Source organism: Halosaccharopolyspora lacisalsi, from assembly GCF_014137975.1.
Lineage (GTDB): Bacteria > Actinomycetota > Actinomycetes > Mycobacteriales > Pseudonocardiaceae > Halosaccharopolyspora > Halosaccharopolyspora lacisalsi.
On the sequence record NZ_JACGWZ010000001.1, the window covers coordinates 1 to 22,111 of the forward strand.

25 protein-coding genes and 1 pseudogene are annotated in these 22,111 nt (G+C 70.0%); 14 read left to right on the forward strand and 12 right to left on the reverse strand.

All coding sequences use genetic code 11. The annotated features are described in order from the left end of the window. Nucleotides 1–1,148 (forward strand): FAD-dependent oxidoreductase (locus FHX42_RS00005; protein WP_182542053.1); only part of this gene is annotated, 1,148 nt, incomplete at its 5' end. Nucleotides 1,149–1,485: 337 nt separating this feature from the next. After that, a complete protein-coding gene (guaA, locus tag FHX42_RS00010; RefSeq protein WP_182542054.1) occupies nucleotides 1,486–3,093 on the forward strand; it encodes a glutamine-hydrolyzing GMP synthase in 1,608 nt (535 codons plus the stop codon). A gap of 27 nt (nucleotides 3,094–3,120) precedes the next feature. On the opposite strand, the gene FHX42_RS00015 is transcribed toward guaA (FHX42_RS00010), so the two are convergent. Both FHX42_RS00015 and FHX42_RS00020 read right to left on the reverse strand, forming a co-directional pair. Then, on the reverse strand, nucleotides 3,121–3,555 hold the full coding sequence (locus tag FHX42_RS00015; RefSeq protein ID WP_182542055.1) for a TA system VapC family ribonuclease toxin: 435 nt from the start codon (nucleotides 3,553–3,555) through the stop codon (nucleotides 3,121–3,123). Next, nucleotides 3,552–3,818, reverse strand: coding sequence for an antitoxin (locus FHX42_RS00020; RefSeq protein ID WP_182542056.1), 267 nt, complete (start codon nucleotides 3,816–3,818; stop codon nucleotides 3,552–3,554). The genes FHX42_RS00015 and FHX42_RS00020 overlap by 4 nt, the downstream gene beginning before the upstream one ends. 193 nt (nucleotides 3,819–4,011) lie before the next feature. Between FHX42_RS00020 and FHX42_RS00025 the strand changes: the two genes are divergently transcribed. Continuing rightward, complete coding sequence (locus tag FHX42_RS00025; protein ID WP_235986930.1) at nucleotides 4,012–4,275, forward strand: type II toxin-antitoxin system Phd/YefM family antitoxin; 264 nt, start codon at nucleotides 4,012–4,014, stop codon at nucleotides 4,273–4,275. Then, entirely contained in the window at nucleotides 4,263–4,664 is a 402-nt protein-coding gene (locus tag FHX42_RS00030) for a PIN domain-containing protein (protein ID WP_182542058.1), read from the forward strand. Before FHX42_RS00025 ends, FHX42_RS00030 begins: the two co-directional genes overlap by 13 nt. Nucleotides 4,665–4,690: 26 nt before the next feature. Here FHX42_RS00030 and FHX42_RS00035 read toward each other — a convergent pair whose 3' ends face one another. Both FHX42_RS00035 and FHX42_RS00040 read right to left on the reverse strand, forming a co-directional pair. Then, nucleotides 4,691–4,903: a hypothetical protein gene (locus FHX42_RS00035; RefSeq protein ID WP_235987131.1), complete on the reverse strand. Its 213-nt coding sequence runs from the start codon at nucleotides 4,901–4,903 to the stop codon at nucleotides 4,691–4,693. Further along, the gene (locus FHX42_RS00040) at nucleotides 4,896–6,113 is read right to left on the reverse strand and encodes a PspC domain-containing protein (protein ID WP_182542060.1); all 1,218 of its coding nucleotides are present in this window, start codon (nucleotides 6,111–6,113) and stop codon (nucleotides 4,896–4,898) included. The genes FHX42_RS00035 and FHX42_RS00040 overlap by 8 nt, the downstream gene beginning before the upstream one ends. A gap of 117 nt (nucleotides 6,114–6,230) precedes the next feature. Between FHX42_RS00040 and FHX42_RS00045 the strand changes: the two genes are divergently transcribed. Together FHX42_RS00045 and FHX42_RS00050 are read left to right on the forward strand one after the other, a co-directional pair. Further along, nucleotides 6,231–7,586 carry an ATP-binding protein gene (locus tag FHX42_RS00045; protein ID WP_407926186.1) on the forward strand — a complete coding sequence of 452 codons (1,356 nt, stop codon included), beginning with the start codon at nucleotides 6,231–6,233 and terminating at the stop codon, nucleotides 7,584–7,586. A gap of 26 nt (nucleotides 7,587–7,612) precedes the next feature. After that, nucleotides 7,613–8,293 (forward strand): response regulator, encoded by a 681-nt coding sequence (locus FHX42_RS00050; RefSeq protein ID WP_182542061.1) that lies wholly within the window; start codon nucleotides 7,613–7,615, stop codon nucleotides 8,291–8,293. A 507-nt stretch (nucleotides 8,294–8,800) separates the two neighbouring features. On the opposite strand, the gene FHX42_RS00055 is transcribed toward FHX42_RS00050, so the two are convergent. Then, entirely contained in the window at nucleotides 8,801–9,736 is a 936-nt protein-coding gene (locus FHX42_RS00055) for a DMT family transporter (RefSeq protein WP_328795808.1), read from the reverse strand. A 112-nt stretch (nucleotides 9,737–9,848) separates the two neighbouring features. On the opposite strand from FHX42_RS00055, the pseudogene FHX42_RS00060 reads away from it, so the two are divergent. Then, a pseudogene (locus FHX42_RS00060) lies at nucleotides 9,849–10,744 on the forward strand (LysR family transcriptional regulator). A gap of 88 nt (nucleotides 10,745–10,832) precedes the next feature. Here FHX42_RS00060 and FHX42_RS00065 read toward each other — a convergent pair. After that, entirely contained in the window at nucleotides 10,833–11,090 is a 258-nt protein-coding gene (locus tag FHX42_RS00065; RefSeq protein WP_182542063.1) for a hypothetical protein, read from the reverse strand. 59 nt (nucleotides 11,091–11,149) lie between these two features. Between FHX42_RS00065 and FHX42_RS00070 the strand changes: the two genes are divergently transcribed. Both FHX42_RS00070 and FHX42_RS00075 read left to right on the forward strand, forming a co-directional pair. Beyond that, entirely contained in the window at nucleotides 11,150–11,398 is a 249-nt protein-coding gene (locus FHX42_RS00070) for a hypothetical protein (RefSeq protein ID WP_182542064.1), read from the forward strand. Between the two features lie 155 nt (nucleotides 11,399–11,553). Continuing rightward, a complete protein-coding gene (locus FHX42_RS00075) occupies nucleotides 11,554–12,105 on the forward strand; it encodes a hypothetical protein (protein ID WP_182542065.1) in 552 nt (183 codons plus the stop codon). Between the two features lie 87 nt (nucleotides 12,106–12,192). Here FHX42_RS00075 and FHX42_RS00080 read toward each other — a convergent pair whose 3' ends face one another. Further along, nucleotides 12,193–13,086: a LysR family transcriptional regulator gene (locus tag FHX42_RS00080; RefSeq protein ID WP_182542066.1), complete on the reverse strand. Its 894-nt coding sequence runs from the start codon at nucleotides 13,084–13,086 to the stop codon at nucleotides 12,193–12,195. 112 nt (nucleotides 13,087–13,198) lie between these two features. Between FHX42_RS00080 and FHX42_RS00085 the strand changes: the two genes are divergently transcribed. Further along, nucleotides 13,199–14,134 (forward strand): DMT family transporter, encoded by a 936-nt coding sequence (locus tag FHX42_RS00085; RefSeq protein WP_328795808.1) that lies wholly within the window; start codon nucleotides 13,199–13,201, stop codon nucleotides 14,132–14,134. A 507-nt stretch (nucleotides 14,135–14,641) separates the two neighbouring features. Here FHX42_RS00085 and FHX42_RS00090 read toward each other — a convergent pair. After that, on the reverse strand, nucleotides 14,642–15,322 hold the full coding sequence (locus tag FHX42_RS00090; RefSeq protein WP_182542061.1) for a response regulator: 681 nt from the start codon (nucleotides 15,320–15,322) through the stop codon (nucleotides 14,642–14,644). A gap of 26 nt (nucleotides 15,323–15,348) precedes the next feature. Further along, nucleotides 15,349–16,704: an ATP-binding protein gene (locus tag FHX42_RS00095; protein WP_407926186.1), complete on the reverse strand. Its 1,356-nt coding sequence runs from the start codon at nucleotides 16,702–16,704 to the stop codon at nucleotides 15,349–15,351. Nucleotides 16,705–16,821: 117 nt separating this feature from the next. Here FHX42_RS00095 and FHX42_RS00100 point away from each other — a divergent pair, with 117 nt between their 5' ends. Both FHX42_RS00100 and FHX42_RS00105 read left to right on the forward strand, forming a co-directional pair. Continuing rightward, complete coding sequence (locus tag FHX42_RS00100) at nucleotides 16,822–18,039, forward strand: PspC domain-containing protein (RefSeq protein WP_182542060.1); 1,218 nt, start codon at nucleotides 16,822–16,824, stop codon at nucleotides 18,037–18,039. Further along, entirely contained in the window at nucleotides 18,032–18,244 is a 213-nt protein-coding gene (locus FHX42_RS00105; protein WP_235987131.1) for a hypothetical protein, read from the forward strand. The genes FHX42_RS00100 and FHX42_RS00105 overlap by 8 nt, the downstream gene beginning before the upstream one ends. A gap of 26 nt (nucleotides 18,245–18,270) precedes the next feature. On the opposite strand, the gene FHX42_RS00110 is transcribed toward FHX42_RS00105, so the two are convergent. Both FHX42_RS00110 and FHX42_RS00115 read right to left on the reverse strand, forming a co-directional pair. Next, complete coding sequence (locus tag FHX42_RS00110) at nucleotides 18,271–18,672, reverse strand: PIN domain-containing protein (RefSeq protein ID WP_182542058.1); 402 nt, start codon at nucleotides 18,670–18,672, stop codon at nucleotides 18,271–18,273. Then, nucleotides 18,660–18,932, reverse strand: coding sequence for a type II toxin-antitoxin system Phd/YefM family antitoxin (locus tag FHX42_RS00115; protein ID WP_182542057.1), 273 nt, complete (start codon nucleotides 18,930–18,932; stop codon nucleotides 18,660–18,662). Before FHX42_RS00115 ends, FHX42_RS00110 begins: the two co-directional genes overlap by 13 nt. 184 nt (nucleotides 18,933–19,116) lie before the next feature. Here FHX42_RS00115 and FHX42_RS00120 point away from each other — a divergent pair, with 184 nt between their 5' ends. Both FHX42_RS00120 and FHX42_RS00125 read left to right on the forward strand, forming a co-directional pair. Further along, nucleotides 19,117–19,383, forward strand: a complete 267-nt coding sequence (locus FHX42_RS00120) for an antitoxin (protein ID WP_182542056.1) — start codon at nucleotides 19,117–19,119, stop codon at nucleotides 19,381–19,383. After that, nucleotides 19,380–19,814 carry a TA system VapC family ribonuclease toxin gene (locus FHX42_RS00125; protein ID WP_182542055.1) on the forward strand — a complete coding sequence of 145 codons (435 nt, stop codon included), beginning with the start codon at nucleotides 19,380–19,382 and terminating at the stop codon, nucleotides 19,812–19,814. The genes FHX42_RS00120 and FHX42_RS00125 overlap by 4 nt, the downstream gene beginning before the upstream one ends. Before the next feature lie 27 nt (nucleotides 19,815–19,841). On the opposite strand, the gene guaA (FHX42_RS00130) is transcribed toward FHX42_RS00125, so the two are convergent. Beyond that, nucleotides 19,842–21,449 (reverse strand): glutamine-hydrolyzing GMP synthase, encoded by a 1,608-nt coding sequence (guaA, locus tag FHX42_RS00130; protein WP_182542054.1) that lies wholly within the window; start codon nucleotides 21,447–21,449, stop codon nucleotides 19,842–19,844. Between the last annotated feature and the right edge of the window lie 662 nt (nucleotides 21,450–22,111).

Genomic DNA, 22,111 nt, shown 5'->3' on the forward strand with positions numbered 1-22,111 from the left:
CCCCCCGGCGCACGGGCTGCACCGAGTGCGGCGCGTGCATGACCGGGTGTCGCGTCGGGGCGAAGAACACGCTGGTGAAGAACTACCTCTACCTGGCCGAGCGCAACGGTGCCGAGGTGTGGCCGATGACCACGGTCAACCGGCTGGCCCGGGGCTCCGACGGCCGGTGGCGCATCGGGACCGAGCGCACCGGTTCCAAGCTCGGCAAGGGCGGGCGGGTGTTCACCGCCGACCAGGTCGTGATGGCGGCCGGGACCTGGGGGACGCAGAACCTCCTGCACCGGGCGAACGAGCGCGGCGACCTCCCGCTGCTGTCGGCGAAGCTGGGGGAGCTGACCAGGACCAACTCCGAGGCCATCACCGGCGCGCAGCGCTACCGGACCTCGCCGGATCAGGACTTCTCCCGCGGTACGGCGATCACCTCGTCGTTCCACCCCGACGAGGACACCCACATCGAACCCGTGCGCTACGGCAGGGGCAGCAATGCGATGGGGTTCCTGCAGACCCTGCAGACGACGGGCGCCGAGTCCACGCCGCGCTGGCGGCAGTGGCTGCGGACGGTGGTACGGCGCCCGCTGACGGCGCTGCGGCTGCTGTCGGTGCGGCGCTGGAGCGAGCGCACGGTGATCCTGCTGGTGATGCAGAGCCTCGACAACTCGCTGACCACCCGGCTGCGGCGGGGTCTGTTCGGGCGTCGCGGGATCACCTCGCAGCAGGGCCACGGGTCGCCGAACCCGACGTGGATCCCGGCGGGCGAGGAGGCCACCAAGCGGGTGTCCGACAAGATCGACGGGATCCCCGGGGGCACCTGGGGCGAGTTGTTCGACATCCCGCTGACCGCGCACTTCATCGGTGGGTGCCCGATCGGCGAGGACGCGGGCAACGGGGTGATCGACCCCTATCACCGGGCGTACGGGCATCCCTCGCTGTCGGTCGTGGACGGTTCGGCGATCACGGCGAATCTCGGTGTGAACCCGTCGTTGACGATCACCGCCCAGGCCGAGCGCGCCTTCGCGCTGTGGCCCAACAAGGGCGAGGCCGATCCGCGCCCGGAGCAGTCCGAGGGTTACCGCCGCGTCGAGCCGGTCCCACCGAAGAATCCCGCGGTCCCGGCCGAGGCCCCGGCCGCCCTGCACACGCCCCGGTGAATGCGAGGTGCGTGGTTCGGTTCGCGTGCCGGGTCCTGTGGCGGAACCTCAGCCGGGGCCCACCCGTAACCCGGCCGCCGCCCCCATGGAGGCGCGTTGCGCCACGGTCAAACCAGCAGCTGTCCTCGCGAGGCCCGCGCCTGAGGACCCGCCGGGTCGGTCCGCGTGCTCGGTGGGAAGCGGCTAACGCCGCTTGCCCGACGTCGAGCCCAGCTTGAGTGGGTGCTCCCGTCGATTCGTAGTTCTTTGGGGCGGCATGGTGACCCGAAGGGCCTGTGGAGCCGGTCACCTGGGACAATGGCCGTGGATTCCCGTACGGCCAGGAAGGTTCGACCACGTGTCCGGCACCCCAAGCAGCAGCCGCGCTCCGCAGACCCACACCGGCGAGGGGCCGGTTCTGGTGGTCGACTACGGCGCCCAGTACGCCCAGCTGATCGCTCGGCGGGTGCGTGAGACGCAGATCTACTCCGAGGTCGTGCCGCACGACACGCCGGTCGACGAGATCGTGCGTCGCGACCCGGCCGCGGTCGTGCTCTCCGGCGGTCCGGCCAGCGTCTACGCCGAGGACGCGCCGCGCGTCGACGGGCGGTTGTTCGACACCGGCATCCCGGTGTTCGGGATCTGCTACGGCTTCCAGGCGATGACCTCGGCCCTCGGCGGCACCGTCGAGCACACCGGCGTCAGCGAGTACGGGCGCACCGACCTGTCGATCACCGGGCAGGGCGGTGCGCTGCACGAGGACCTGCCCGGCCACCACCCGGTGTGGATGAGTCACGGCGACTCCGTGAGCAAGGCACCCGAGGGCTTCACGGTCACGGCGGGCAGCAGGGACACCCCGGTCGCCGCGTTCGAGGCTCCGGAGCGCGGGCTCGCCGGAGTGCAGTACCACCCGGAGGTGGCCCACTCGCCGCACGGTCAGGAGGTGTTGCGGCGGTTCCTGCACGACATCGCGGGCATCCGTCCGCGTTGGACCACCTCCTCGATCGTGGAGGACACGGTGGCCGCGATTCGTGAGCAGGTCGGTGACCGACGTGCGATCTGCGCGCTGTCCGGGGGAGTGGATTCGGCGGTGGCCGCCGCGCTGGTTCAGCGCGCCATCGGCGATCAGTTGACCTGCGTGTTCGTTGATCACGGTCTGCTACGTGCGGGCGAGCGGGCCCAGGTGGAGCGCGACTTCGTCGCGGCGACCGGAGTGCGGTTGGTCGTCGTCGACGCGGTCGATCGGTTCCTCGGCGAGCTGGCCGGGGTCGCCGACCCGGAGGAGAAGCGCAAGATCGTCGGGCGCGAGTTCATCCGCACCTTCGAACAGGCGGCCAGGGACTCGCAGGCCGAGGCCGGTGAGGCGGGCGAGCAGGTCGACTTCCTCGTGCAGGGAACGCTCTACCCCGACGTCGTGGAGTCCGGCGGCGGCTCCGGGGCCTCCACCATCAAGAGTCACCACAACGTCGGCGGCCTGCCCGAGGACCTGCAGTTCGGGCTCGTCGAGCCGCTGCGCGCGCTGTTCAAGGACGAGGTGCGCCGGGTCGGTCTGGAGCTCGGTCTGCCCGAGACGATCGTGCACCGCCAGCCGTTCCCCGGCCCCGGACTGGCCATCCGCATCATCGGCGAGGTCACCGCGCAGCGGCTGGAGACCCTGCGCGCGGCCGATTCCATCGCCCGCGAGGAGCTCACCGCCGCCGGGCTCGACCGCGACATCTGGCAGTGCCCGGTGGTGCTGCTGGCCGACGTGCAGTCGGTCGGAGTGCAGGGTGACGGGCGCACCTACGGTCATCCGGTGGTGCTGCGGCCGGTTTCCAGCGAGGACGCCATGACCGCGGACTGGACGCGGTTGCCCTACGAGGTGCTGGAACGGGTCTCCACGCGCATCACCAACGAGGTGCCCGAGATCAACCGGGTGACCGTCGACGTCACGTCCAAGCCCCCGGGCACCATCGAGTGGGAGTGACCGGCCGGGGGTGACCCGGTCGGCGGTTCACGATTCTGCCGGGGTGCGCCACCGCAGGTCGGGGAAGCGTCCGGAGCCCCTGTCGAAACTGATCACTTCCCCACCGTGTTCCTGTGCCAGGGCCGCCAGTGCGGCGCCGGGCATGAGGCTGCCGGTGGCTTCGCCTGCTTCGCACACCGCGTACAGGTGGTCGAGGTGCTCCTGCGATACCGCGTCCGCGGTGATGTCTCCCGGTCGGGCGCGTACGGCGCTGGTGAAGCGTGTCGCCTCGTCGAGCGGAGTGGGGACGGCGGAGATGCGCGTGTCCGTGGTCAACCGCAAGAACGACCACCACACCGACCACGGCACCGTGAAATGCTCTTTGCGTGACCACAGTTCGTTGAGCCAATGTCGAGCTGTCTCGTGATCGGGGTGATCCTGTCGGTGTCCTGGCAGGACCACGTTGACGTCCAGAACCTTCACCGGGAGCCCCCTCCGGGCCGCGTGGCGTCCTCATCGGTGAACAGTGCGGCGATGTCGCGCCCGGACCGCAGGTTGATCGTCGCGGGAGGTGGCGTGCCTCCGTCGAAGACGGGTACTTTCGGTGGCTCCGGTTGTTCGGACGAACTCATCAGTTCCCGACGCAGGCTTGCTTCGACGAACTGGCCCGGAGTCTGACCGCACTGCCGCGCGCGGTGCTTGGCACGCTCGAGTAGTCGTTCGTCGATCGACATTGTGGTGCGCACAGCATCAGTCCAGCGCATCAAGAGCATCAACCCCGCGTCTTTTTTTGATTACTGCGTGGATTGACCCTTCCGCGTCCAGCGAGGTGCCCGAGATCAATCGGGTGGCCGTCGACGTCACGTCCGAGCCCCGGGGGTGCCATCGAGCGGGAGGGGCCGGTAATCTGAAATCTGATACCGTTGTCCCATGAGGCTGATGACGGCGACGGAGGCGTCGCGGGGGTTCTCCTCCGTGCTCGATGAGGCCGAGCACGGAGAAACCATCGTGATTACCCGGGACGGGCGACGTGTCGCGGAAATCCGGCCGGCCAGTACGGGCAATGCTGACGCGTTGCGGGCGTTCGCTCGTGACTGGGGAGCTGAGCACGGCAGCGATCCCGAAGGCGCTCGTGCCGCGCCGGCGGAGTTGGACGCTCTCGACGATGTACTCACGGATGACTCGGACCGATGGAACGAGTAATCCTGGATACCGGTGTGCTCATCGTGGGGGAAGGGGATCACGGACGTTTCGAGACGCTGCTCGATGGCATCGAGGACGTCGCGATCGCGGGGGTCACTGTCGCGGAGTTCCTGACCGGGGTGCTGCGTGCCGACACCTCACACCGAGCCGCGCTGAGGAAGCGATGGTTACGCGGGATCGTGGAGCGTGCTCCGGTTCTGGAATACGGATATACGACGGGTGAGGCACATGCTCATCTGTTGGACCACGTGCGTGTCGCCGGTAGACCACGTGGCCGTCATGACCTGATTATCGCCGCACACGCACGTGAGACGGGGCGAGGTGTGCTCACCACCGACAGGAAGGGCCGTTTCGGTGATCTGCCCGGTGTGATCGAAGTGGAGCGCTGAACGGCTCTCCGACCCGTCCGACCTCTTCATCGGTCGCGACGGCGCAGCGACGCGGCGAGCACGAGGACGCCGCAGCCGAGCATGCCGATCGCCAGCACCCACTGCAGGCTCCACGGCACTCCGACCAGCACGTAGAGCGTGACGAGCAGGGCCAGCACGCCCGCGGTCAGGGTGATCGGGTCCGGCCCCGCGCGCCGATTGGTCGAGGTCTCTCGGGCAGCGGGAGTCTGATCAGTCACGGAGAACCTCCACATTGCCGGTGCCCGCGTGGAGATCGAGCACGAGTTGTCCTCCGCCGCGGCCGTCGGCACCTTCGTCGAAGGCCGCGGCGCTGACGCCGTCGCCCTGGCGCTCCTGCCCCAGGCAGTTCACGTTCCCCATGTCGGCGGAGCACTTCGCTCGGACGTCCACGTTCGGGGGCAGGTGGACGCTGATGTTTCCCGCACCGACGTCGCCGCCGGTGGTGATCGTGCGCCCCTCGGGGAAGCGCAGGTCGTCGAGATGCAGTTCGATGTTGCCCACCGATTTTCGGTAACTGTCCCGGAGTCCGGCGACATCTGCCGGGCGCACCTGCTGGTCACCGACCCCGTACCAGGTGTCCGTGGGCAGCGCGTTGAACGCCAGGGCCAGCACGGCCATCGGGACGGCCAGCACGATCAGACCACGGCCACCGCGCAGGAACGCTCCCGCGAGCATGCCGATGCCGAGCACTCCCAGTCCCGTGGCCGTGGTGATCACGGGAGGCAGGCTGAAGGCGGTCCCGAAGCCGAGGGCCAGCAGCGTGACCGCCAGGGTCACGAGCGTGACCGAGTGCCGGCGCGGGCGGGACGGTGCGGGATCGGGAGGGGAGTCATCGGGTTCGGGCAGGTCCCAGGCGAAGGAGGCTGTGCCGAGCGGATCCCAGGAAGGGGGTTCCTGCCGGTCGGGTTCGGTGGTCTCGGTGGATCCGGACCGCACCGTGGGATACACCCAGGTGTTGTTCGCCCCCTCGACCGTGGGTCCGGCCGTGGGTCCGGCCGTGGGTCCGGCCGATGATTCGGAGGGCGGTTCGGTCGCGGATTCGGCCGGCTCGTGATCCCCGTAGTTGCGGTGCAGCAGATACAGCGCCAGTCCACCGAGAACGAGCCCGACCAGCCCGGGTACGTCGCTGACGACGTACGAGCACGGAATCAGCAGCAGCGCGAGCAGCACGATCGTCGACGTGGACGTCGACGATCCCTCTTTCGGCAGCAGCAGCCATCCCAGCAGGTACAGCAGGATCCCCGCGCCGCCGTAGAAGGTCGTCACGACGAAGGCGACCCGCACCAGCACGGGATCGATGCCGTACCGGTGCCCGATGGCGGCCGAGACCCCGCCGAGCTTGCCGCCCCGACTCGGGCGCACCGGCCTGCTCGCCCAGAAATCTCGCAGCGTGTCCTCGACACCGGGTTTCGTCCCTGGCCTACTCATGTCACCCACTGTCCGAGGCCGCGTCCCTCCGGACATCGGGGGCCGCCCCTGAGACGACCTGTAAACATCACCCCCGTGCCCGGGGGTGTTCCCCGATGTTCCCGGGCACACGAGCGTGTGACCATCGACAGCGTGCACCCCCGGCTGAAGAGCAAGGTGAGGCGGACGGACCCGCGGCAGCGCCCGTCCGCGACCGTGCCGTACCGGCGTCCGGGATCGAGGCGGCGAGTCGCGCGCGGGGAGGGCCTGCCGGAGTCCGGCAGGCTCCGCAGGAGGCGCTCCGGGCGTGTGCTGGCGGGGGTTTCGGGAGGTGTGGCCGAGCACCTGGGCGCTTCCGTGTTCTGGGTGCGTGCGGTGTTCGTCGTGCTGGCCGCCCTCGGTGGGTCCGGGATCCTCGCCTACGGACTGCTGTGGATGTTCGTGCCGCAGAGCTCGGGGAACGAGCCGGAGCCGACGCCGAAGGAACGCCAGCAGGGTTTCGGGATGCTCGTGCTGGGCGTCGGCCTGGCGGTGACGATCACGTCGGTGGGGACCGGCGCGGTCTGGTTCGTCGGTCCGCTCGGCGTGGTGCTGGTCGGCGCGGCCGTGGTGTGGCGGGAGGCCGACGAGTCCCAGCGCGGGCGGTGGCGGCAGGGTGCTCGTATCGGCGTGGCCGAGGTGATGGTCGGGGGCGGTGGTCGCGCCGCCGTCCTCCGCATCGTCATCGGTGTCGGGCTCGCGGTGGTGGGCCTGGGGCTGTTCCTCGGCGGCAACGCCACCCTCGACGAGATGCGCTTCGCGCTGCTGGCCGTGTTGACCACGCTGGTCGGCGTCGCCGTCCTGACGGTGCCGTGGTGGGTGCGGCTGGTGCGGGATCTCAACGTCGAGCGCGCCGGCCGGATCCGGTCCCAGGAACGCGCCGAGATCGCCTCCCACCTGCACGACTCGGTGCTGCAGACGCTGGCGCTGATCCAGAAGCAGTCGGGGGACTCGCGCGAGGTGTGGCGGTTGGCCCGCGGCCAGGAGCGCGAGCTGCGGCACTGGCTGTACGGGTCGCAGGGGCACGGTCGCAGCGACGACGAGCGGGGAGACGGTGCCGCGACGTCGAGCCGGACGCTGTCGGAGGAGCTCGGCCGGGTCTGCGGTGAGGTCGAGGACACCTTCGCCATCACCGCCCAGCACGTCGTGGTCTCCGACTGCGACGTCGACGAACCGATCGCCGCGATGCTGGCCGCGGCCAGGGAGGCGCTGGTCAACGCCGCCAAGCACGCCGGGGTCGACGAGGTCAGCGTCTACGGGGAGGTCACCGACGACGCCGTCGAGGTGTTCGTGCGGGACCGGGGCGCCGGGTTCGATCCGGAACGGGTCGCCGTCGATCGGCACGGACTGGCCGACTCGATTCGGGGCAGGATGGAACGTAACGGTGGCAGTGCCAGGGTGCGGACCGCACCCGGCGCGGGGACCGAGATCCAGTTGGCTGTTCCCCGGCACTAGGTCGGGGACGACGAAGGAGGCGTGCGGTGACGAGTACGAACGACGAGGGCGGACCCCGGCCGGTCCGCGTGTACCTGGTCGACGACCACGCCTTGTTCCGCACGGGGGTGCGCGCGGAGCTGGCCGGAGCCGACGACAGGGTCGAGGTGATCGGCGAGGCAGGGTCGGTGGCCGAGGCGGTGGCCGGGATCGGCCACTTCGCCCCCGATGTCGTGTTGCTGGACGTGCACATGCCCGACGGCGGTGGCGCGGAGGTGCTGCGCCGGGTGCGCGAGAGCCACCCCGACGTGGTGTTCCTGGCGTTGTCGGTCTCCGACGCCGCCGAGGACGTCATCACGGTCATTCGTGGCGGTGCGCGCGGGTACGTGACGAAGACGATCTCCGGGCACGAGCTCGCGGAGGCGATTCTGCGGGTCGCCGGTGGGGACCCGGTGTTCTCCCCGCGGCTGGCCGGGTTCGTGCTCGACGCTTTCTCCCGGGGCACGAGCGCGGAGTCGGTCGGCGATCCCGAACTCGACCTGCTCACCCCTCGCGAGCGTGACGTGCTGCGGCTGCTCGCCAGGGGCTACGCCTACAAGGAGATCGCCTCCGAGCTGTTCATCTCGGTCAAGACGGTCGAGACCCACGTTTCCAGCGTGCTGCGCAAGACCCAGCTGTCCAACCGCTACGAGCTGTCCCGCTGGGCCACCGACCGCCGCCTGGTGTGATCGGCGGCCGAATCCGGAAGCGGTGATGCTTCCGGCGGCCCGGTCGTCACCTCCGGACGCACGGCGATCAGCACCCCGACGGCGAGGGCGACCAGCAGGGCGCCGAGCGCGGCGAGCGTCCAGCCGTCCGGGTGCGGCAGTGGCTGGCCGCGCAGCGCCTGCCAGGTGATGAGCAGGACCAGTCCCGCGTGACCGCTCGCGGCGATGCGCGTCGGGCGGAGCCTGACGAGGGGTCGCGAAGCCGCCGCGACCGGCGCGCGGCCAGTTCCAGGGCCAGTACCAGGAGTGGGAGGGCTTGCAGGGCGTGGATGCCGACGAAGTGCGGGATTCGCAGGTCACCACCGCTGAGGATCCACCCGGTGAGCGAAGTGGTCGTGCCGTCGGTGCCACCGACCCGCGCGCTCCGATGGCGGATGAGCCGTTCCCGGAGCGGATCGTTCGCAGCTGGTCGGGAGGCGGAACGACCAACGAGGAGCGCGACCGCCATCCCGAGAGTGAACCGGCGGTTCACGCCCTGGTCGCGGGGCGGGGCGTGCTGGTGGGGCGCTGCTCGCGAGCGGCGGTCCTGGTGCGGCTCAGGGCGACGCCGACCAGCACGACGACCATGCCCGCCACCACGCGCCACCCGAACCGCTCGTCGAGGACCAGCCAACCGAGCACGATCGAGACCACCGGCATCAGGTAGGTCACGGTGGAGGCGGTGGTGGCCCCCTCGTCGGAGATGATCCGGTAGTGCAGCGCGAACGCCAGGCCGGTGCCGAGGATTCCCAGCGTCGCGACGGCGAGCAGGGGCGCGAGTTCCGGCTCCACGGCGCGCATCCCGTTCACGGGCAGGGTCAGCAGTCCGAGTCCGGTGGCCGTGGTCAGCTGCATCGCCGCCAGTGCCAGCGAGGGCAGCTTCCGGCCCTCGTCGGACCCGGTGACGTAGTGTCCGATGTAGACGAACCCGATGCCGTAGCTCACCGCCGCCGCCAGGCACGCGAGCACGCCCCAGCCGAACAGTCCACCGCTGTTCCAGGGCGCCAGGATCAGCAGCACGCCCGCGAAGCCGAGCAGCAGTCCGGACAACCGCCGTGGCGACAGCGATTTCTCGGTCCCGAAGGCCACCCCGATCAGCAGGGTCCACAGCGGTGTCGTCGCGTTGAGGACACCGGTGAGCCCGGAGTCCACGGTCTGCTCTCCCAGCCCGAACAGCACCCACGGCAGGGCGTTGGCGAACAGCGCGGCGACGGTGATCCGCCCCCACAGCTTGCGCGAGTGTCCGCGAAGGCCGATTCCGCTCGCCGCGCACAGCAGCAGCAGGACCACGGCGCCGAACAGGATGCGCGCGAAGGCGACCTGGGTGGGGGTGAGCGCCTCCAGTCCGATCTTGATCAGGAGGAAGCTCGCTCCCCACATCAGCGCCAGTGCACCGATCCGCAGGTAGTTGGCCGGGTTGTTCACGGGGCCTCCCGAGTCGCCACGATGTTGCGGTTTCCACGGTGCGGGTTCACCAGAGGTAAGCACAAGTGAATACTGCTGTACTGACCTTTGAGCTCTGCTGTATCGTTGGTACATGTTGGATGTGCGTCGGATGCAGGTCCTGCGGGCGGTGGTCACCAGTGGTTCGCTCAGCGCCGCGGCGACCAATCTGGGCTACACGCCGTCCGCGATCAGCCAGCAGATCTCCGCGCTGGAGCGGGAAGCGGGTACGTCACTGCTGGAGAAGGTCGGACGCGGCGTGCACCCGACCCCGGCGGGCAACCTGCTCGCGGACCGGGCGGCGGCCCTCTCGGACCTGCTCGGCACGGCCGAGGCCGAGCTCGCCGACATCCGTTCGGGGCGTACCGGTCTGCTGCGCCTGCGGTTCTTCCAGAGCGCGAGCGTGGCGCTCGTCCCGCCCGCCGTGGCGAAGTTCCGCGCCGCGCACCCGGAGGTGCGACTGGACCTGCGGATGGTGGAGCGCAAGGTGCTCGACGAGGTCGCGGGTGGAGAGGCCGACATCGCCGTGCTCGTGGTGGGTAGGGAGGTCCCGGTGATGCACGGGGTGCGCGTGATCCACCTGGTGGACGAGCCCTACCGCGTCGTCCTGCCACGGGAAACACCCGTTGGCCGCCGAGGAGGCCGTGGACCTGACCCACCTGTCCGGGGAGTCCTGGGTGCACGGTGGCCTGCTGCCGGGGCCGTGCAGCGAGTCGCTGGAGGAAGCCTTCGCCGCGGCCGGTTTCACTCCGCACGTGGCCTTCGACGCGGACAGCCCCGCCGCCGCGCAGGGATTCGTCGCCGCCGGAATCGGGGGTCGCGCTGCTGCCGCGCCTGGGACTGGATCTCGTGCATCCGGATGTGGTCGTGCGGCCGGTGCGTCGTCCGGAGCCCGTCCGGCGCCTCTACGTCGGCGTTCGCGAGGCCGTCGCCGACCAGCCGGCCAGTCGGACCATGCTCGACGCCCTGTTCGAATCCGCCGGAACCTAGGGCGGAGCCCGGGGCGGCACGTCGTTACCCGGTTTCGCGCGAAACCGGGTAGCCACCACGGACGCCGGTGATGGTTATGGCTCTCCCCCTAGAGCGACTTCTCGGTGTTGATCCGGGGCTTGCCGTTCTCGACGACGATGCCCATGAGGTGGCGTTCGAGGCTCTTGTCGCCGTCCTCCGTCTTGTAGCGCAGGTTCACCACCACCTTGTTGCTCTTGATCGCCCTGGGCTTGCCGAGGACCTTGACGTCCTTGACCTCACCCCAGAACTCCTCGTACTCGTCCTTGCCGACCTGCCTGAGCTTCGGCCCCAACAGCGACCACGACTTGTCCAGTTCGTCGGGCACCAGCGAGAAGTACTTCTTGACGACGGCCTCCTTCTCGGCGGTGGAGACCTTCTTGGCCGGTGGTGCTGGGGGGCGCGCTGCTGGTGCTCGGCGGAGTGCTGCTCGTGGTGGGAGCCGAGGAGGTCGTGGTGGGGGCGGCCGAGGTCGTGGCCGGCGCACTCGTGGTCACGGGTGGAGGAGCCGGACGGGGTGAGGATGACGACTGCGCGTTCGAACGGTTCCGGAGAACCCCCGAAGGCGTTGGCGGCCAGGACGCCGATCAGGACGGCGGCCACGAGCGCGATCGCCCACACCGCGATGGTGCGTGATCGATTCCGCCCGCGCTCCTCGGGCGGGGCGGCCTGAACCGACCCGTGTCGGGTCGGGCCGCCGCACGGGCGCAGCGGCTAGCCGACCCGACACGGGTCGGTCAGGCCGCCCCGCCCGAGGAGCGCGGGCGGCGAATCGATCACGCACCATCGCGGTGTGGGCGATCGCGCTCGTGGCCGCCGTCCTGATCGGCGTCCTGGCCGCCAACGCCTTCGGGGGTTCTCCGGAACCGTCGAACGCGCAGTCGTCATCCTCACCCCGTCCGGCTCCTCCACCCGTGACCACGAGTGCGCCGGCCACGACCTCGGCCGCCCCCAACCACGACCTCCTCGGCTCCCACCACGAGCAGCACTCCGCCGAGCACCAGCAGCGCGCCCCCCAGCACCACCGCCAAGAAGGGTCTCCACCGCCGAGAAGGAGGCCGTCGTCAAGAAGTACTTCTCGCTGGTGGCCCGACGAACTGGACAAGTCGTGGTCGCTGTTGGGGCCGAAGCTCAGGCAGGTCGGCAAGGACGAGTACGAGGAGTTCTGGGGTGAGGTCAAGGACGTCAAGGTCCTCGGCAAGCCCAGGGCGATCAAGAGCAACAAGGTGGTGGTGAACCTGCGCTACAAGACGGAGGACGGCGACAAGAGCCTCGAACGCCACCTCATGGGCATCGTCGTCGAGAACGGCAAGCCCCGGATCAACACCGAGAAGTCGCTCTAGGGGAGAGCCATAACCATCACCGGCGTCCGTGGTGGCTACCCGGTTTCGCGCGAAACCGGGTAACGACGTGCCGCCCCGGGCTCCGCCCTAGGTTCCGGCGGATTCGAACAGGGCGTCGAGCATGGTCCGACTGGCCGGCTGGTCGGCGACGGCCTCGCGAACGCCGACGTAGAGGCGCCGGACGGGCTCCGGACGACGCACCGGCCGCACGACCACATCCGGATGCACGAGATCCAGTCCCAGGCGCGGCAGCAGCGCGACCCCGATTCCGGCGGCGACGAATCCCTGCGCGGCGGCGGGGCTGTCCGCGTCGAAGGCCACGTGCGGAGTGAAACCGGCCGCGGCGAAGGCTTCCTCCAGCGACTCGCTGCACGGCCCCGGCAGCAGGCCACCGTGCACCCAGGACTCCCCGGACAGGTGGGTCAGGTCCACGGCCTCCTCGGCGGCCAACGGGTGTTCCCGTGGCAGGACGACGCGGTAGGGCTCGTCCACCAGGTGGATCACGCGCACCCCGTGCATCACCGGGACCTCCCTACCCACCACGAGCACGGCGATGTCGGCCTCTCCACCCGCGACCTCGTCGAGCACCTTGCGCTCCACCATCCGCAGGTCCAGTCGCACCTCCGGGTGCGCGGCGCGGAACTTCGCCACGGCGGGCGGGACGAGCGCCACGCTCGCGCTCTGGAAGAACCGCAGGCGCAGCAGACCGGTACGCCCCGAACGGATGTCGGCGAGCTCGGCCTCGGCCGTGCCGAGCAGGTCCGAGAGGGCCGCCGCCCGGTCCGCGAGCAGGTTGCCCGCCGGGGTCGGGTGCACGCCGCGTCCGACCTTCTCCAGCAGTGACGTACCCGCTTCCCGCTCCAGCGCGGAGATCTGCTGGCTGATCGCGGACGGCGTGTAGCCCAGATTGGTCGCCGCGGCGCTGAGCGAACCACTGGTGACCACCGCCCGCAGGACCTGCATCCGACGCACATCCAACATGTACCAACGATACAGCAGAGCTCAAAGGTCAGTACAGCAGTATTCACTTGTGCTTACCTCTGGTGAACCCGCACCGTGGAAACCGCAACATCGTGGCGACTCGGGAGGCCCCGTGAACAACCCGGCCAACTACCTGCGGATCGGTGCACTGGCGCTGATGTGGGGAGCGAGCTTCCTCCTGATCAAGATCGGACTGGAGGCGCTCACCCCCACCCAGGTCGCCTTCGCGCGCATCCTGTTCGGCGCCGTGGTCCTGCTGCTGCTGTGCGCGGCGAGCGGAATCGGCCTTCGCGGACACTCGCGCAAGCTGTGGGGGCGGATCACCGTCGCCGCGCTGTTCGCCAACGCCCTGCCGTGGGTGCTGTTCGGGCTGGGAGAGCAGACCGTGGACTCCGGGCTCACCGGTGTCCTCAACGCGACGACACCGCTGTGGACCCTGCTGATCGGGGTGGCCTTCGGGACCGAGAAATCGCTGTCGCCACGGCGGTTGTCCGGACTGCTGCTCGGCTTCGCGGGCGTGCTGCTGATCCTGGCGCCCTGGAACAGCGGTGGACTGTTCGGCTGGGGCGTGCTCGCGTGCCTGGCGGCGGCGGTGAGCTACGGCATCGGGTTCGTCTACATCGGACACTACGTCACCGGGTCCGACGAGGGCCGGAAGCTGCCCTCGCTGGCACTGGCGGCGATGCAGCTGACCACGGCCACCGGACTCGGACTGCTGACCCTGCCCGTGAACGGGATGCGCGCCGTGGAGCCGGAACTCGCGCCCCTGCTCGCCGTCGCGACGCTGGGAATCCTCGGCACCGGCCTGGCGTTCGCGCTGCACTACCGGATCATCTCCGACGAGGGGGCCACCACCGCCTCCACCGTGACCTACCTGATGCCGGTGGTCTCGATCGTGCTCGGTTGGCTGGTCCTCGACGAGCGGTTCGGGTGGCGCGTGGTGGCGGGCATGGTCGTCGTGCTGGTCGGCGTCGCCCTGAGCCGCACCAGGACCGCCGCTCGCGAGCAGCGCCCCACCAGCACGCCCCGCCCCGCGACCAGGGCGTGAACCGCCGGTTCACTCTCGGGATGGCGGTCGCGCTCCTCGTTGGTCGTTCCGCCTCCCGACCAGCTGCGAACGATCCGCTCCGGGAACGGCTCATCCGCCATCGGAGCGCGCGGGTCGGTGGCACCGACGGCACGACCACTTCGCTCACCGGGTGGATCCTCAGCGGTGGTGACCTGCGAATCCCGCACTTCGTCGGCATCCACGCCCTGCAAGCCCTCCCACTCCTGGTACTGGCCCTGGAACTGGCCGCGCGCCGGTCGCGGCGGCTTCGCGACCCCTCGTCAGGCTCCGCCCGACGCGCATCGCCGCGAGCGGTCACGCGGGACTGGTCCTGCTCATCACCTGGCAGGCGCTGCGCGGCCAGCCACTGCCGCACCCGGACGGCTGGACGCTCGCCGCGCTCGGCGCCCTGCTGGTCGCCCTCGCCGTCGGGGTGCTGATCGCCGTGCGTCCGGAGGTGACGACCGGGCCGCCGGAAGCATCACCGCTTCCGGATTCGGCCGCCGATCACACCAGGCGGCGGTCGGTGGCCCAGCGGGACAGCTCGTAGCGGTTGGACAGCTGGGTCTTGCGCAGCACGCTGGAAACGTGGGTCTCGACCGTCTTGACCGAGATGAACAGCTCGGAGGCGATCTCCTTGTAGGCGTAGCCCCTGGCGAGCAGCCGCAGCACGTCACGCTCGCGAGGGGTGAGCAGGTCGAGTTCGGGATCGCCGACCGACTCCGCGCTCGTGCCCCGGGAGAAAGCGTCGAGCACGAACCCGGCCAGCCGCGGGGAGAACACCGGGTCCCCACCGGCGACCCGCAGAATCGCCTCCGCGAGCTCGTGCCCGGAGATCGTCTTCGTCACGTACCCGCGCGCACCGCCACGAATGACCGTGATGACGTCCTCGGCGGCGTCGGAGACCGACAACGCCAGGAACACCACGTCGGGGTGGCTCTCGCGCACCCGGCGCAGCACCTCCGCGCCACCGCCGTCGGGCATGTGCACGTCCAGCAACACGACATCGGGGGCGAAGTGGCCGATCCCGGCCACCGCCTCGGCCACCGACCCTGCCTCGCCGATCACCTCGACCCTGTCGTCGGCTCCGGCCAGCTCCGCGCGCACCCCCGTGCGGAACAAGGCGTGGTCGTCGACCAGGTACACGCGGACCGGCCGGGGTCCGCCCTCGTCGTTCGTACTCGTCACCGCACGCCTCCTTCGTCGTCCCCGACCTAGTGCCGGGGAACAGCCAACTGGATCTCGGTCCCCGCGCCGGGTGCGGTCCGCACCCTGGCACTGCCACCGTTACGTTCCATCCTGCCCCGAATCGAGTCGGCCAGTCCGTGCCGATCGACGGCGACCCGTTCCGGATCGAACCCGGCGCCCCGGTCCCGCACGAACACCTCGACGGCGTCGTCGGTGACCTCCCCGTAGACGCTGACCTCGTCGACCCCGGCGTGCTTGGCGGCGTTGACCAGCGCCTCCCTGGCCGCGGCCAGCATCGCGGCGATCGGTTCGTCGACGTCGCAGTCGGAGACCACGACGTGCTGGGCGGTGATGGCGAAGGTGTCCTCGACCTCACCGCAGACCCGGCCGAGCTCCTCCGACAGCGTCCGGCTCGACGTCGCGGCACCGTCTCCCCGCTCGTCGTCGCTGCGACCGTGCCCCTGCGACCCGTACAGCCAGTGCCGCAGCTCGCGCTCCTGGCCGCGGGCCAACCGCCACACCTCGCGCGAGTCCCCCGACTGCTTCTGGATCAGCGCCAGCGTCTGCAGCACCGAGTCGTGCAGGTGGGAGGCGATCTCGGCGCGTTCCTGGGACCGGATCCGGCCGGCGCGCTCGACGTTGAGATCCCGCACCAGCCGCACCCACCACGGCACCGTCAGGACGGCGACGCCGACCAGCGTGGTCAACACGGCCAGCAGCGCGAAGCGCATCTCGTCGAGGGTGGCGTTGCCGCCGAGGAACAGCCCCAGGCCCACCACCGCGAGCCCGACACCGATGACGATGCGGAGGACGGCGGCGCGACCACCGCCCCCGACCATCACCTCGGCCACGCCGATACGAGCACCCTGCCGCCACCGCCCGCGCTGGGACTCGTCGGCCTCCCGCCACACCACGGCCGCGCCGACCAGCACCACGCCGAGCGGACCGACGAACCAGACCGCGCCGGTCCCCACCGACGTGATCGTCACCGCCAGGCCGACGCCCAGCACGAGCATCCCGAAACCCTGCTGGCGTTCCTTCGGCGTCGGCTCCGGCTCGTTCCCCGAGCTCTGCGGCACGAACATCCACAGCAGTCCGTAGGCGAGGATCCCGGACCCACCGAGGGCGGCCAGCACGACGAACACCGCACGCACCCAGAACACGGAAGCGCCCAGGTGCTCGGCCACACCTCCCGAAACCCCCGCCAGCACACGCCCGGAGCGCCTCCTGCGGAGCCTGCCGGACTCCGGCAGGCCCTCCCCGCGCGCGACTCGCCGCCTCGATCCCGGACGCCGGTACGGCACGGTCGCGGACGGGCGCTGCCGCGGGTCCGTCCGCCTCACCTTGCTCTTCAGCCGGGGGTGCACGCTGTCGATGGTCACACGCTCGTGTGCCCGGGAACATCGGGGAACACCCCCGGGCACGGGGGTGATGTTTACAGGTCGTCTCAGGGGCGGCCCCCGATGTCCGGAGGGACGCGGCCTCGGACAGTGGGTGACATGAGTAGGCCAGGGACGAAACCCGGTGTCGAGGACACGCTGCGAGATTTCTGGGCGAGCAGGCCGGTGCGCCCGAGTCGGGGCGGCAAGCTCGGCGGGGTCTCGGCCGCCATCGGGCACCGGTACGGCATCGATCCCGTGCTGGTGCGGGTCGCCTTCGTCGTGACGACCTTCTACGGCGGCGCGGGGATCCTGCTGTACCTGCTGGGATGGCTGCTGCTGCCGAAAGAGGGATCGTCGACGTCCACGTCGACGATCGTGCTGCTCGCGCTGCTGCTGATTCCGTGCTCGTACGTCGTCAGCGACGTACCCGGGCTGGTCGGGCTCGTTCTCGGTGGACTGGCGCTGTATCTGCTGCACCGCAACTACGGGGATCACGAGCCGGCCGAATCCGCGACCGAACCGCCCTCCGAATCATCGGCCGGACCCACGGCCGGACCCACGGCCGGACCCACGGTCGAGGGGGCGAACAACACCTGGGTGTATCCCACGGTGCGGTCCGGATCCACCGAGACCACCGAACCCGACCGGCAGGAACCCCCTTCCTGGGATCCGCTCGGCACAGCCTCCTTCGCCTGGGACCTGCCCGAACCCGATGACTCCCCTCCCGATCCCGCACCGTCCCGCCCGCGCCGGCACTCGGTCACGCTCGTGACCCTGGCGGTCACGCTGCTGGCCCTCGGCTTCGGGACCGCCTTCAGCCTGCCTCCCGTGATCACCACGGCCACGGGACTGGGAGTGCTCGGCATCGGCATGCTCGCGGGAGCGTTCCTGCGCGGTGGCCGTGGTCTGATCGTGCTGGCCGTCCCGATGGCCGTGCTGGCCCTGGCGTTCAACGCGCTGCCCACGGACACCTGGTACGGGGTCGGTGACCAGCAGGTGCGCCCGGCAGATGTCGCCGGACTCCGGGACAGTTACCGAAAATCGGTGGGCAACATCGAACTGCATCTCGACGACCTGCGCTTCCCCGAGGGGCGCACGATCACCACCGGCGGCGACGTCGGTGCGGGAAACATCAGCGTCCACCTGCCCCCGAACGTGGACGTCCGAGCGAAGTGCTCCGCCGACATGGGGAACGTGAACTGCCTGGGGCAGGAGCGCCAGGGCGACGGCGTCAGCGCCGCGGCCTTCGACGAAGGTGCCGACGGCCGCGGCGGAGGACAACTCGTGCTCGATCTCCACGCGGGCACCGGCAATGTGGAGGTTCTCCGTGACTGATCAGACTCCCGCTGCCCGAGAGACCTCGACCAATCGGCGCGCGGGGCCGGACCCGATCACCCTGACCGCGGGCGTGCTGGCCCTGCTCGTCACGCTCTACGTGCTGGTCGGAGTGCCGTGGAGCCTGCAGTGGGTGCTGGCGATCGGCATGCTCGGCTGCGGCGTCCTCGTGCTCGCCGCGTCGCTGCGCCGTCGCGACCGATGAAGAGGTCGGACGGGTCGGAGAGCCGTTCAGCGCTCCACTTCGATCACACCGGGCAGATCACCGAAACGGCCCTTCCTGTCGGTGGTGAGCACACCTCGCCCCGTCTCACGTGCGTGTGCGGCGATAATCAGGTCATGACGGCCACGTGGTCTACCGGCGACACGCACGTGGTCCAACAGATGAGCATGTGCCTCACCCGTCGTATATCCGTATTCCAGAACCGGAGCACGCTCCACGATCCCGCGTAACCATCGCTTCCTCAGCGCGGCTCGGTGTGAGGTGTCGGCACGCAGCACCCCGGTCAGGAACTCCGCGACAGTGACCCCCGCGATCGCGACGTCCTCGATGCCATCGAGCAGCGTCTCGAAACGTCCGTGATCCCCTTCCCCCACGATGAGCACACCGGTATCCAGGATTACTCGTTCCATCGGTCCGAGTCATCCGTGAGTACATCGTCGAGAGCGTCCAACTCCGCCGGCGCGGCACGAGCGCCTTCGGGATCGCTGCCGTGCTCAGCTCCCCAGTCACGAGCGAACGCCCGCAACGCGTCAGCATTGCCCGTACTGGCCGGCCGGATTTCCGCGACACGTCGCCCGTCCCGGGTAATCACGATGGTTTCTCCGTGCTCGGCCTCATCGAGCACGGAGGAGAACCCCCGCGACGCCTCCGTCGCCGTCATCAGCCTCATGGGACAACGGTATCAGATTTCAGATTACCGGCCCCTCCCGCTCGATGGCACCCCCGGGGCTCGGACGTGACGTCGACGGCCACCCGATTGATCTCGGGCACCTCGCTGGACGCGGAAGGGTCAATCCACGCAGTAATCAAAAAAAGACGCGGGGTTGATGCTCTTGATGCGCTGGACTGATGCTGTGCGCACCACAATGTCGATCGACGAACGACTACTCGAGCGTGCCAAGCACCGCGCGCGGCAGTGCGGTCAGACTCCGGGCCAGTTCGTCGAAGCAAGCCTGCGTCGGGAACTGATGAGTTCGTCCGAACAACCGGAGCCACCGAAAGTACCCGTCTTCGACGGAGGCACGCCACCTCCCGCGACGATCAACCTGCGGTCCGGGCGCGACATCGCCGCACTGTTCACCGATGAGGACGCCACGCGGCCCGGAGGGGGCTCCCGGTGAAGGTTCTGGACGTCAACGTGGTCCTGCCAGGACACCGACAGGATCACCCCGATCACGAGACAGCTCGACATTGGCTCAACGAACTGTGGTCACGCAAAGAGCATTTCACGGTGCCGTGGTCGGTGTGGTGGTCGTTCTTGCGGTTGACCACGGACACGCGCATCTCCGCCGTCCCCACTCCGCTCGACGAGGCGACACGCTTCACCAGCGCCGTACGCGCCCGACCGGGAGACATCACCGCGGACGCGGTATCGCAGGAGCACCTCGACCACCTGTACGCGGTGTGCGAAGCAGGCGAAGCCACCGGCAGCCTCATGCCCGGCGCCGCACTGGCGGCCCTGGCACAGGAACACGGTGGGGAAGTGATCAGTTTCGACAGGGGCTCCGGACGCTTCCCCGACCTGCGGTGGCGCACCCCGGCAGAATCGTGAACCGCCGACCGGGTCACCCCCGGCCGGTCACTCCCACTCGATGGTGCCCGGGGGCTTGGACGTGACGTCGACGGTCACCCGGTTGATCTCGGGCACCTCGTTGGTGATGCGCGTGGAGACCCGTTCCAGCACCTCGTAGGGCAACCGCGTCCAGTCCGCGGTCATGGCGTCCTCGCTGGAAACCGGCCGCAGCACCACCGGATGACCGTAGGTGCGCCCGTCACCCTGCACTCCGACCGACTGCACGTCGGCCAGCAGCACCACCGGGCACTGCCAGATGTCGCGGTCGAGCCCGGCGGCGGTGAGCTCCTCGCGGGCGATGGAATCGGCCGCGCGCAGGGTCTCCAGCCGCTGCGCGGTGACCTCGCCGATGATGCGGATGGCCAGTCCGGGGCCGGGGAACGGCTGGCGGTGCACGATCGTCTCGGGCAGACCGAGCTCCAGACCGACCCGGCGCACCTCGTCCTTGAACAGCGCGCGCAGCGGCTCGACGAGCCCGAACTGCAGGTCCTCGGGCAGGCCGCCGACGTTGTGGTGACTCTTGATGGTGGAGGCCCCGGAGCCGCCGCCGGACTCCACGACGTCGGGGTAGAGCGTTCCCTGCACGAGGAAGTCGACCTGCTCGCCCGCCTCACCGGCCTCGGCCTGCGAGTCCCTGGCCGCCTGTTCGAAGGTGCGGATGAACTCGCGCCCGACGATCTTGCGCTTCTCCTCCGGGTCGGCGACCCCGGCCAGCTCGCCGAGGAACCGATCGACCGCGTCGACGACGACCAACCGCACTCCGGTCGCCGCGACGAAGTCGCGCTCCACCTGGGCCCGCTCGCCCGCACGTAGCAGACCGTGATCAACGAACACGCAGGTCAACTGATCGCCGATGGCGCGCTGAACCAGCGCGGCGGCCACCGCCGAATCCACTCCCCCGGACAGCGCGCAGATCGCACGTCGGTCACCGACCTGCTCACGAATCGCGGCCACCGTGTCCTCCACGATCGAGGAGGTGGTCCAACGCGGACGGATGCCCGCGATGTCGTGCAGGAACCGCCGCAACACCTCCTGACCGTGCGGCGAGTGGGCCACCTCCGGGTGGTACTGCACTCCGGCGAGCCCGCGCTCCGGAGCCTCGAACGCGGCGACCGGGGTGTCCCTGCTGCCCGCCGTGACCGTGAAGCCCTCGGGTGCCTTGCTCACGGAGTCGCCGTGACTCATCCACACCGGGTGGTGGCCGGGCAGGTCCTCGTGCAGCGCACCGCCCTGCCCGGTGATCGACAGGTCGGTGCGCCCGTACTCGCTGACGCCGGTGTGCTCGACGGTGCCGCCGAGGGCCGAGGTCATCGCCTGGAAGCCGTAGCAGATCCCGAACACCGGGATGCCGGTGTCGAACAACCGCCCGTCGACGCGCGGCGCGTCCTCGGCGTAGACGCTGGCCGGACCGCCGGAGAGCACGACCGCGGCCGGGTCGCGACGCACGATCTCGTCGACCGGCGTGTCGTGCGGCACGACCTCGGAGTAGATCTGCGTCTCACGCACCCGCCGAGCGATCAGCTGGGCGTACTGGGCGCCGTAGTCGACCACCAGAACCGGCCCCTCGCCGGTGTGGGTCTGCGGAGCGCGGCTGCTGCTTGGGGTGCCGGACACGTGGTCGAACCTTCCTGGCCGTACGGGAATCCACGGCCATTGTCCCAGGTGACCGGCTCCACAGGCCCTTCGGGTCACCATGCCGCCCCAAAGAACTACGAATCGACGGGAGCACCCACTCAAGCTGGGCTCGACGTCGGGCAAGCGGCGTTAGCCGCTTCCCACCGAGCACGCGGACCGACCCGGCGGGTCCTCAGGCGCGGGCCTCGCGAGGACAGCTGCTGGTTTGACCGTGGCGCAACGCGCCTCCATGGGGGCGGCGGCCGGGTTACGGGTGGGCCCCGGCTGAGGTTCCGCCACAGGACCCGGCACGCGAACCGAACCACGCACCTCGCATTCACCGGGGCGTGTGCAGGGCGGGCCGGGGCCTCGGCCGGGACCGCGGGATTCTTCGGTGGGACCGGCTCGACGCGGCGGTAACCCTCGGACTGCTCCGGGCGCGGATCGGTTCGCGTGCCGGGTCCTGTGGCGGAACCTCAGCCGGGGCCCACCCGTAACCCGGCCGCCGCCCCCATGGAGGCGCGTTGCGCCACGGTCAAACCAGCAGCTGTCCTCGCGAGGCCCGCGCCTGAGGACCCGCCGGGTCGGTCCGCGTGCTCGGTGGGAAGCGGCTAACGCCGCTTGCCCGACGTCGAGCCCAGCTTGAGTGGGTGCTCCCGTCG